The organism is Streptomyces sp. SAS_270, from assembly GCF_052543295.1.
This window is the reverse complement of sequence record NZ_JBMNDS010000034.1, coordinates 86,265-96,229: the sequence shown is the minus strand read 5'-3', so window position 1 is coordinate 96,229 and position 9,965 is coordinate 86,265. Positions and strand designations below refer to the sequence as shown.

The 9,965-nt window shown below is 72.8% G+C and carries 9 protein-coding genes; 7 read left to right on the top strand and 2 right to left on the bottom strand.

The window, feature by feature from the left end:
- On the top strand, positions 1-835 hold an 835-nt coding region (locus ACN6LB_RS22905), incomplete at its 5' end, for a TerD family protein (protein WP_445027562.1).
- A 4-nt stretch (positions 836-839) separates the two neighbouring features.
- Here the strand turns inward: ACN6LB_RS22905 and ACN6LB_RS22900 are convergent.
- Positions 840-2,015, bottom strand: coding sequence for a glycosyltransferase (locus ACN6LB_RS22900; RefSeq protein ID WP_445027561.1), 1,176 nt, complete (start codon positions 2,013-2,015; stop codon positions 840-842).
- A 58-nt stretch (positions 2,016-2,073) separates the two neighbouring features.
- On the opposite strand from ACN6LB_RS22900, the gene ACN6LB_RS22895 reads away from it, so the two are divergent.
- Entirely contained in the window at positions 2,074-2,859 is a 786-nt protein-coding gene (locus ACN6LB_RS22895) for a glutamate racemase (RefSeq protein ID WP_445027560.1), read from the top strand.
- Positions 2,860-2,975: 116 nt separating this feature from the next.
- The gene (locus tag ACN6LB_RS22890; RefSeq protein WP_445027559.1) at positions 2,976-3,524 is read left to right on the top strand and encodes a hypothetical protein; all 549 of its coding nucleotides are present in this window, start codon (positions 2,976-2,978) and stop codon (positions 3,522-3,524) included.
- 37 nt (positions 3,525-3,561) lie between these two features.
- Here ACN6LB_RS22890 and ACN6LB_RS22885 read toward each other — a convergent pair whose 3' ends face one another.
- Positions 3,562-4,590 carry an O-antigen ligase family protein gene (locus tag ACN6LB_RS22885; RefSeq protein ID WP_445027558.1) on the bottom strand — a complete coding sequence of 343 codons (1,029 nt, stop codon included), beginning with the start codon at positions 4,588-4,590 and terminating at the stop codon, positions 3,562-3,564.
- A 331-nt stretch (positions 4,591-4,921) separates the two neighbouring features.
- On the opposite strand from ACN6LB_RS22885, the gene lnt reads away from it, so the two are divergent.
- The 4 genes from lnt (at position 4,922) to ACN6LB_RS22865 (ending at position 9,965) form a co-directional block, all read left to right on the top strand.
- Positions 4,922-6,538 carry an apolipoprotein N-acyltransferase gene (gene lnt, locus ACN6LB_RS22880; RefSeq protein WP_445027557.1) on the top strand — a complete coding sequence of 539 codons (1,617 nt, stop codon included), beginning with the start codon at positions 4,922-4,924 and terminating at the stop codon, positions 6,536-6,538.
- Between the two features lie 88 nt (positions 6,539-6,626).
- The gene (locus ACN6LB_RS22875; protein WP_445027556.1) at positions 6,627-7,100 is read left to right on the top strand and encodes an NUDIX hydrolase; all 474 of its coding nucleotides are present in this window, start codon (positions 6,627-6,629) and stop codon (positions 7,098-7,100) included.
- A gap of 61 nt (positions 7,101-7,161) precedes the next feature.
- Positions 7,162-7,962 (top strand): 3-hydroxybutyrate dehydrogenase, encoded by an 801-nt coding sequence (locus tag ACN6LB_RS22870; RefSeq protein ID WP_445027555.1) that lies wholly within the window; start codon positions 7,162-7,164, stop codon positions 7,960-7,962.
- Positions 7,963-8,039: 77 nt separating this feature from the next.
- Positions 8,040-9,965 (top strand): helix-turn-helix domain-containing protein, encoded by a 1,926-nt coding sequence (locus tag ACN6LB_RS22865; protein WP_445027554.1) that lies wholly within the window; start codon positions 8,040-8,042, stop codon positions 9,963-9,965.

The following is a 9,965-nucleotide window of genomic DNA, read 5'->3' as shown; positions in this document are numbered from 1 at the left end:
CGCTGGCGGTCGGGCCCCCGCCGGGCACCAGGCCGGCGGACAGCCTCCCGCCGGACAGACCTTCGGCGCACCGCCCGCTCCGGCCACCCGTGTGGACGGCCCGCCCCCGCCCGTCGCCTTCCCTGCCACCGTGCCGCCGCCCACGATGGCGCCGCCGCCCGCTCCGCCCATGCCGCCCGCGGCCCCTCCGGTGCCGGTCCGGCTGTCCAAGGTGACGCTCACCAAGGAAGCCCCCTCGGTCTCGCTCACCAAGCAGGGCGGCACCTCGGGCGGCATGCGCGTGAACCTCAACTGGGAGGTCCGCAAGCAGTTCTCGGGGTGGGGCAGCAAGCGGGGCCGGGCCGTCGCGAACCACTCGGATCTCGACCTCGACCTGTGCGCCCTGTACGAGCTGTCCGACGGCCGCAAGGGCGTCGTCCAGGCGCTCGGCAACGCCTTCGGGGCGCTGCACCAGCCGCCGTTCATCCAGCTCGACGGGGATGACCGCACGGGTGCCGTGGCCAGTGGCGAGAACCTGACCATCAACCTCGACCACAAGCAGGACTTCCGGCGCATCCTCATCTTCGTGACCATCTACGAAGGCGCTCGGTCGTTCGCCGACCTGCATGCCACGGTCACCCTCCAGCCGATGAACGGCGCACCGATCGACTTCTCGCTCGACGAGTGCACCGTGCCCTCCACCGTCTGCGCCCTCGCCCTCATCACCGGCAACGGCAACGACCTGATCGTCCAGCGCGAGGCCCGCTACCTGGTCCCCGAACGAGGCGTCAGCCCGCAGCGCACCCTCGACTACGCCTACGGGTGGGGCATGAACTGGACCCCGGGCAGGAAGTGACCGCTCACCGCTCGTCGAGGGCGGTGTCGGGACGTGCGTAGGTGCGGCCCTTCCAGGCCGCACCGTGCCCCCTGTAGTGCTGCACCGCGGAATCGACCGTCATGAGGAGGTACAGGAAGGCGGTGGCCGGCAGCAGCGGCGCGAGCCACAGGGGCAGCCGGTAGTAGCGGAGCATCGGCAGGTACGTCGCGGTCATGACCAGCCATGCGAGGCCCCCGGCGACCGCCGCCGCCCCGCTGCCCGCCGCGAGGCCCACGACCAGCGTCACCGGCGGCACGAGGTACACCAGCGCGAGCCCCAGCACCGTTCCCGCGAGCAGCAGCGGACTGTGCCGCAGCTGGGCGTACGCGCTGCGCGAGACCATGCGCCACAGGTCGTGCAGCCGTGGATACGGGCGCACGCTGTCCACCCGCTCGGCGAGTCCCAGCCAGATGTGGCCCCCGGTCCCCTTGACCGCACGCGCCAGCGCCACGTCGTCGATGACGGCGTGCCGGATCGCGTCCGGGATCCTCGCCCGCTCGGCCGCCTCCGTGCGCAGCAGCACGCAGCCGCCCGCCGCGGCCGCCGTCCGCCCGCCCCGCACGGCGATCCAGCGGAACGGGTAGAGCTGCGCGAAGAAGTAGACGAAGGCGGGCACGACGAGCCGCTCCCACACGCTCTCCACGCGCAGCCGGGCCATCTGCGAGACGAGGTCGAAGCCGCCGGTGCGCGCCGCCGCCACCAACTCCCGCAGACTGTCCGGGGCATGAGCGATGTCGGCGTCCGTGAGCAGCAGGAATTCGGGTTCACGCGTGCGTGCCAGGGCGATTCCGTGCCGTACGGCCCACAACTTGCCGGTCCAGCCCGCGGGCGGCTCACCGGGCGAGTCCACGGTGAGCGGCAGCCCGCCGTGCCTGCGCGCCAGGTCGAGCGCCAGCTGCCCGGTGCCGTCCGAACTGCCGTCGTCGACGAGGAAGACCTCGGCCTGCCCCGGATAGTCCTGGGCGAGCAGCGACGGCAGGCTGTGCGGCAGTACGGCGGCCTCGTCCCGTGCCGGTACGACGACGCACACGGACGGCCAGGTGTCCTGCTCGCGGCGCGGTGGCAGCCGTAGATCCGTACGCCAGAAGAAGCCCTGGCCCAGCAGCAGCCAGACCCAGGCGGCCAGTGATCCGACGGCGGTCCACACAATGGCGCTCACCCGCCGCAGTCTGCCCCACGGCGGCGGCCCGTTGAGGCGGATCGTCTATGGTGACCGGGTGAAGATCGCACTGATGGACTCCGGAATCGGACTGCTCGCGGCAGCCACCGCGGTTCGCCGCCTACGGCCCGACGCCGATCTCATTCTCTCCTCGGACCCCGACACCCTGCCCTGGGGACCGCGCACCCCCGAGGACGTGACCGGGCTCTCGCTCGCGATCGCGGAGGCAGCGGCCCTGCACCGGCCCGAGGCGCTGATCGTGGCCTGCAACACGGCGTCCGTGCACGCCCTGCCCGCGCTGCGGGCCCGCTTCGAACCCGATCTCCCGGTCATCGGCACGGTTCCGGCGATCAAGCCGGCCGCCTCGGGAGGCGGCCCCGTCGCGATCTGGGCGACGCCCGCCACCACCGGAAGCCCCTACCAGCGCGGTCTGATCCGGGAGTTCGCCGACGGCGTGGCCGTCACCGAGGTGCCCTGTCCCGGGCTCGCCGACGCCGTGCAGTACGCGGACGAGGCGGCCATCGACGCCGCAGTCGCCGCCGCCGCGGCGCTCACCCCGCCGGATGTAAGGGCCGTCGTCCTGGGCTGCACCCATTACGAGCTGGTCGCCGACCGGATCCGCGCGGCCGTCCAGCAGCCCGGCCTCCCGCCGCTCGTCCTGCACGGCTCCGCCGGCGCGGTAGCCGCCCAGGCACTGCGCCGGATCGGCGAGCGCCCGGCCCCCGAGGCCCCCGCCGACGGCTCCCTCACGGTGCTTCTCGGCGGTCAGCCGGCCGCCTTGCCCGCGAGCGCCCTGATGTACGTGGAAGGCCGCCAACTCCAGGCCGTCACTCCCGTCCGCTGACCGCGGGTCACCGGGCGGGCGCACACCGCGCACACCGTAGGGAAAGGCGCCCGCCTGGAGCAGTTACGCTCTGCAAGGCGGTGCCCGCGGTGCGGAACCTGAGTAGTCTCGTACGCATGAGGGACCACCACCCCCACAGCGAGGACAGTGCGCACTCCGACGTCTGGACCGGCCGCGCCACCAACCGCGTCCAGTGGCTGCCGGCGCTGGCCGGCGCCGCCTGCCTGGCGCTGGGTATCGAGCTGGCCGTCGACTCCGCGTGGACGTCGGGTGTCGCCGCGCTCGCCATGTCCGTCGTCGGGTGCATCGCCGCGGGACTGCTCGTCCTGTTCGGCACGCTCGCCTTCGTGCATGTCGCCGTGAAGGTCGACGAGGACTCCCTCGAAGTGCGCTGCGGCCACATGGGGCTGCCGCGTCGCCGCATCCCCCTCTCGCACGTCGTCGGCGCCGACTTCGCGCCCCGGGTCACCCCACGGCAGTGGGGCGGCTGGGGCTACCGCTGGCGGCCCGACAAGGGGACTGCCGTCATCGTCCGGCGCGGCGAGGGCGTGGTGCTCCGCCTCGGGGACGGGCACACCTTCACGATCACGGTGGACAACGCGGAAGCGGCCGTGCGGATCATCCGTGCCCGCCTGCGGCCGACCACGTCCGGCGTGACCCGCTGACCTCAGGCCTCGTGCGGCCCTGCCCCCCTGCGGGGCGTCATTGCTCCAGCCGTTTGTCGCGGGGTCGCTCGTCCCTGCCCGCATCGCCCACCGGGGCCTCGTCGACCAGCGGTCGCGCCGTCGCGAACCCCGCGAGCAGGCCCGCACCCGCCGTCACCGTCGTGAAGCTCAGCGCATTGCCGACCATCGCGGCAGCGGCCAGCGCCGTCAGTGCCGCGCCCGCCGTCAGCGCGATCGGCGTGGGACGCGGAGTACGCCACAGCGCGTACAGGACCCAGCAGAACACCGTGGCGAGCAGGACCACCCCGACCAGACCCTGCTCGGCCGCCTGCTGCAGCGGTGCCGAATGCGGTTTGCCGTCGGGTGTCACGGACTGCGTGGCTGTCGGACTGAGTTCTCCGAAGCGGCCGGGTCCGGCGCCCAGCGCGGGCTCCTGACGGGCCAGGCGCAGCGCGTCGCGCCACAGCAGCACCCGGTGCTCGGTGAGCTGGCCCTCCAGGGACACGCTCAGACCGTCCGGGAGTACGTTCTCGGCCACGGCCCAGCTCGCACCGGCCACCAGGGCCGCGGCGAGCGCCAGGCCTGTCAGGCCCAGGACGCGGTGGTGCATGCGGTCCGCGGCGAGCGAGCACAGCAGCACCCCGGCGCACAGCGCGAAACCCGTGGTGGAGCCCAGCAGCGCCGCGGTCGCGGTGATCGCGGCGGCCAGCAGCCGCAGCGCGAGACGCAGCACCGGCGGCCCTGCCGCCCAGGCCCCGCAGCAGGCGGCTCCCGCGGACAGGGCCAGCAGCGCGGCCGTGGCCCCGTTGTGCCCGAGCGGCGAGGTGATCTGCGGGCCTGGCGTGGTGTGCGGAGCGGCGAGTGCCAGGCCGAGACCGGCGAGCGCTCCGGCACCGGGGGCGGCGACCGGCAGCAGCGCGCCGCTGATCCGGCCAGCGGCGTACCCGGCGGCGACGGCCAGCACCGCCAGGAGCATGCCCTCGGGCCGGCCGTCGTGCGCGGCCGCCGTGATCAACGACCAGACCGCGCACGCCGCGAGCACGGCGACGCCCGCGGCGTCAGCCATATTGCGTCTCTCGCTCGCGGCCGTCGTACCGGCCGCGGACGTCGTCCCCGTCGACCCCACTCCGTCGCCCCCCGACTTGCTGACGGGCCCCGACCGCCGTGGCCGTATCCGGCCGCACGTCAGAGGCTCGGGCACACGGTAACGGGTGATGCGCCGGTTTGTGGATGAGTTGCGCAGGAACGTTGCAGCAGCCGACCACCGAGGACGCGGTCCTTCCCGGTGCCGACGTCCCTCTCGAGGGGGCACAGCACCGCTCCCAGCAGCCGGTTTCTCACCGAGCCTTGTCCTACCGCGCTGTCGGTGCCCAGGTCACGCGCCGTACACTCCCCGAGTGACCGCCACAGCAACCTCCGTAGACGAGCCGGAACAGCTCGAACCCCAGGCCGCGCCCGTTTCGCGTGGGGCCAGACTGGCGCGACGGCTCGTTCCGGCCGCCGCCGCGGCGCTGTCCGGAGTGCTGCTGTACGTCAGCTTCCCGCCGCGCACCCTGTGGTGGCTCGCCCTCCCGGCCTTCGCCGTCTTCGGCTGGTCGCTGCGCGGCCGCACCTGGAAGGCCGGCCTCGGGCTCGGCTATCTCTTCGGGCTCGGCTTCCTGCTGCCGCTGCTCGTGTGGACCGGTGTCGAGGTCGGCTCAGGGCCGTGGTTGGCGCTGGTCGCCGTGGAGGCGGTCTACGTCGCTCTCGTCGGCGCGGGCATCACCCTTGTCTCGCGGCTGCCCGCGTGGCCGGTGTGGGCGGCGGCCGTGTGGATCGCGGGCGAAGCGGCACGCGCGCGTGCGCCCTTCGGGGGGTTCCCCTGGGGAAAGATCGCCTTCGGCCAGGCGGACGGCGTCTTCCTGCCGCTCGCCGCGGTGGGTGGAACTCCCGTGCTGGGCTTCGCCGTCGTGCTCTGCGGGTTCGGGCTGTACGAGATCGTCCGCCAGGTCGTCGACGGCCGCAGCACCCGTGCCGTGCACCGCGGAGCCGCCGCGGCAGCGCTGCTCAGCGTGGCCCTTCCCGTCGTGGGGGCGCTCGCCGCGCGCACCCTGGTGAGCGACAAGGCCGAGAACGGGACGGCGACCGTCGCGGTCATCCAGGGCAACGTGCCGCGCGCGGGACTCGACTTCAACTCCCAGCGCCGCGCCGTGCTCGACTACCACGCACGGGAGACCGAGCGGCTCGCCGCCAAGGTCAAGGCGGGCCGGATCGCGCAGCCCGACTTCGTCCTGTGGCCGGAGAACTCCTCCGACATCGACCCCTTCACCAACCCCGACGCGGCCGCCGTGATCGAGGGTGCGGCCCGGGCGATCGGCGCGCCCCTCTCGGTCGGCGGGGTCGTCGAGCGGGACGGCAAGCTCTACAACGAGCAGATCCTGTGGGACCCGGATAAGGGCGCCGTCGACACCTATGACAAGCGGCAGGTCCAGCCGTTCGGCGAGTACCTTCCGCTGCGCTCCCTCCTCGGCGCCATCAACAAGAACTGGACCACCATGGTGCGCCAGGACTTCAGCCGTGGCACCAAGGCGGGCGTGTTCACCATGGCGGGCACCAAGGTCGGTCTCGCGACCTGCTACGAGGCGGCCTTCGACTGGGCCGTGCGCGACACCGTCACCGACGGCGCACAACTGATCTCCGTGCCCAGCAACAACGCGACGTTCGACCGCAGCGAGATGACCTACCAGCAGCTCGCCATGTCCCGTATCCGCGCCGTGGAGCACAGCCGCACCGTCACGGTGCCGGTCACCAGCGGCGTCAGCGCCGTGATCATGCCCGACGGGAAGATCACGCAGAAGACCGGGATGTTCGTCGCGGACTCGCTCGTGCAGAAGGTGCCGCTGCGCTCCTCCGAGACGCCCGCGACGCGCCTCGGGGTGCTGCCCGAGATGCTTCTCGTGCTGGTCGCGGTCGGCGGGCTCGGGTGGGCCGGGACCGTCGTGGTCCGCGCTCGGCGAGGCAGTGTCGGCCAGTAGGGCGGGAGCGATGGCGGGGTGCCCCGAGCGGCCCGGGGTGCTTTCCCCGGTCAACACGGGTAACAGGACCGCCCGTTAGGGTCGGTCCATGGCTACTCCCGAATTCATCCGCACCATCAGGGCCGCCGCGGGCCATCAGCTCCTCACCCTTCCTGGCGTGAGCGCCGTCGTCTTCGACGACGAGGGCAGAGTGCTGCTGGGTCAGCGCGCCGACAACCGCGAGTGGTCGGTGCTCGCAGGCATCCCTGAGCCGGGCGAGCAGCCCGCGGCCTGCGCCGTGCGCGAGGTGTACGAGGAGACCGCCGTGCACTGCGAGGTCGAGCGGATCGTCTCGGTGAAGTCCCTGAAGCCCGTCGTGTACGAGAACGGCGACATCTGCCAGTTCACGGACATCACCTTCCGGTGCCGGGCCATCGGCGGCGAGGCGCGCGTCAACGACGACGAGTCGCTTCAGGTCGCCTGGTTCGACGTGGACGCACTGCCCGCACTCAACGAACACAGCCAGTTCCGGATCAAGCAGGCGCTCGCCGACGAACCCACGTGGTTTGACGCTATGACCTGAGCCTGAAGTGTGGGGGGTGACCACATCGGTGGGGGCGTCGGCGCTGCCTAGGGTGCAAGGCATGACCGCGCCCAGCGCCCTCCCGGGCCCCCACGCCCCCGCCCTCGACCTCGGCGGCCGTACCGCCCTTGTCACCGGCGCCGCCGGCGGCATCGGCCGCGCCTGCGCGCTGCGGCTCGCCGCCGCCGGGGCCAAGGTGAGAGCGGTGGACCGGGACGCCGACGGCCTGGAGCGACTCGCCGAGCAGGCCCAGGGCCTCGCGGGCACCGTCGAGCCCAAGGTCCTCGACCTCACCGACCTCGACGCCGCGGAACTCGCCGCCGCGGGTACCGACGTGCTCGTGAACAACGCCGGACTGCAACTGGTGCGCCCTCTGGAGGAGTTCCCGCCCGAGGTCTTCCACACCGTGCTGACCGTGATGCTGGAGGCGCCGTTCCGGCTCATCCGCGGGGCCCTGCCCCACATGTACGGCCAGGGATGGGGCCGCATCGTCAACGTCTCCTCGGTGCATGGGCTGCGCGCCTCGGCATTCAAGTCGGCCTATGTGGCCGCGAAACATGGTCTTGAAGGGCTGTCGAAGACCGCTGCCCTGGAAGGCGCTCCCCATGGAGTCACCTCGAACTGTGTGAACCCCGCCTATGTGCGCACCCCGCTGGTCGAGCGGCAGCTCGCCGACCAGGCCCACGCCCACGACATCCCCCGGGAGCGGGTCCTGTCCGAGGTACTGCTGCAGGACAGCGCGGTCAAGCGGCTCATCGAACCGGACGAGGTCGCCGAGGCGGTCGCCTACCTGTGCAGTCCACAGGCATCGTTCATCACCGGCACCTCGCTCGTGCTCGACGGTGGCTGGACGGCGCACTGAGCACCCGGTGACCCCTCGACACCGAAGTTATCCACAGGGCTGGCGGTGCCGGCCCGACGACAGGTAATCCTGTGAGCATGTCCCGCGATCAAGTGCAGCCCGCCGAGCGCTCCAGCCGGAGCGCCGAGGCACCGTTCCTGGAACTCCTGGCCAGGGGCGCGTCCGCCGAGGCGTACGAGCAGCCCGTGCTGCTCGCCCGCCTCAAGGAGCAGCCGCCCCAGCGCATCGCCGCGCTCGAACACGCCAAGGAGCTCGCGCTGCGCGTGCGCTCGGAGATAGAGGGCCGCAGGCGCCGCGAGGCCGAGCTGTCCGCCCTCTTCGAGACCGCCCACGACCTGGCGGGCCTGCGCGACCTGGACGCCGTACTCAAGGCAATCGTGCAGCGGGCCCGGTCGCTGCTGAGCACGGACATCGCCTACCTCAGCCTGAACGACGCCGACCGGGGTGACACCTACATGCGGGTCACCGAGGGGTCGGTCGCGGCACGCTTCCAGCAACTGCGGCTGGGCATGGGGGAGGGCCTCGGCGGACTGGTCGCCCAGACCGCCCGCCCCTACGTCACCGACGACTACTTCAAGGACGACCGCTTCCAGCACACCCGGACGATCGACGCGGGCGTGCACGACGAGGGCCTGGTGGCGATCCTCGGCGTCCCGCTCATGATCGGCCACCACGTCATCGGGGTGCTGTTCGCCGCGGACCGCCGTGCGCGGGTCTTCGAGCGGGAGGAGATCGCACTCCTCGGCTCGTTCGCCGCCCTGGCCGCGGCGGCCATCGACACGGCGAACTGGCTGGCGGAGACCCGCTCCGCCCTCGACCGCCTGGCCGGTGCCAACGAGATCATCCGGGACCGCAGCGCCGTGATCGAACGCGCGTCGGACGTCCACGACCGGCTCGCCGAGCTCGTGCTGCGCGGCGGTGGCGTCCACGACGTCGCCGCGGCCGTCTCCGAAAGCCTCGACGGCACGGTGCGGTTCACCGAGACGACCGACGCCCCCGGCACCGCTCTGGAGGCCTCCCGTGCCGAAGGCCACGCCGTGCGCCACCGGGACGACTGGGTGGCCGCCGTGTCCGCCGGAGGCGAACTGCTCGGTGCGCTCGTGCTGCGCGGCCATCCGGGGCTCGATCCCGTCGACCAACGCACACTGGAACGCGCCGCGATGGTCACCTCGCTGCTCCTGCTCGCCAGACGCTCGGCCGCCGAGGCCGAACAACGGGTGCGCGGGGAGTTGCTGGACGACCTGCTGGACGCGCGCGACCGTGACCCGCGCCTGCTGCGGGAACGGGCGGCCCGGCTGGACGCCGACCTCGACGCCACGCACGTGGTGCTGGCCGCCCGCCTGGAGGGCGCGGCCTGCGACGCCGACCAGGAAGCCGCGGCGCGCCGGCGGCTGTGGTCCGCCGCCTCCCATCTCGCCGCGACCCGGCACGGACTGGCCGCGGCCCGCGACGGCGGCACCGTCCTGCTGCTGCCCCTGGTCCGCGACGACACCGCCACGGATCTGGCCCGCCGTACCGCACGACAACTGGGCACCGCAGTCCACGAAGCGGTCACCGTCGGAGCCTCCGCACCCGTCGGCGACCTCGCCGCCCGCCCGGACGTCGTGGCCTCCGCGTACGCGGAGGGACAGCGCTGCCTGGAAGCGCTGCGTCTGCTCGGTCGCGCCGGCGACGGCGCCGCCGCCGAGGACTTCGGGTTCCTGGGGCTGCTGCTCGCCGGGGACCGGGACATCTCCGGGTTCGTCGAGCGCACCATCGGACAGGTGGTCGCCTACGACGAACGGCGCGGTACCGACCTGCTGCGCACGGTCGACGCCTACTTCAGGTCCGGCATGAGCCCCGCGCGGACGAAGGACGACCTGCATGTGCATGTGAACACCGTCGCCCAGCGTCTGGAGCGGGTGGGCCGCCTGCTCGGCGAGGACTGGCAGAGCCCGGCCCGCGCGCTGGAGATCCAACTCGCGCTGCGGTTGCACCGGTTGTCGTCCGCGGGCCGGCACTGA

What these genes read in the sequence shown, in the direction of transcription:
- ACN6LB_RS22870 (WP_445027555.1), top strand. Translation starts at nt 7,162, where the DNA reads ATGACCGCGCCCAGCGCCCTCCCGGGCCCCCACGCCCCCGCCCTCGAC.
- ACN6LB_RS22890 (WP_445027559.1), top strand. Translation starts at nt 2,976, where the DNA reads ATGAGGGACCACCACCCCCACAGCGAGGACAGTGCGCACTCCGACGTC.
- ACN6LB_RS22885 (WP_445027558.1), bottom strand. Translation starts at nt 4,590, where the DNA reads ATGGCTGACGCCGCGGGCGTCGCCGTGCTCGCGGCGTGCGCGGTCTGG.
- ACN6LB_RS22865 (WP_445027554.1), top strand. Translation starts at nt 8,040, where the DNA reads ATGTCCCGCGATCAAGTGCAGCCCGCCGAGCGCTCCAGCCGGAGCGCC.
- ACN6LB_RS22875 (WP_445027556.1), top strand. Translation starts at nt 6,627, where the DNA reads ATGGCTACTCCCGAATTCATCCGCACCATCAGGGCCGCCGCGGGCCAT.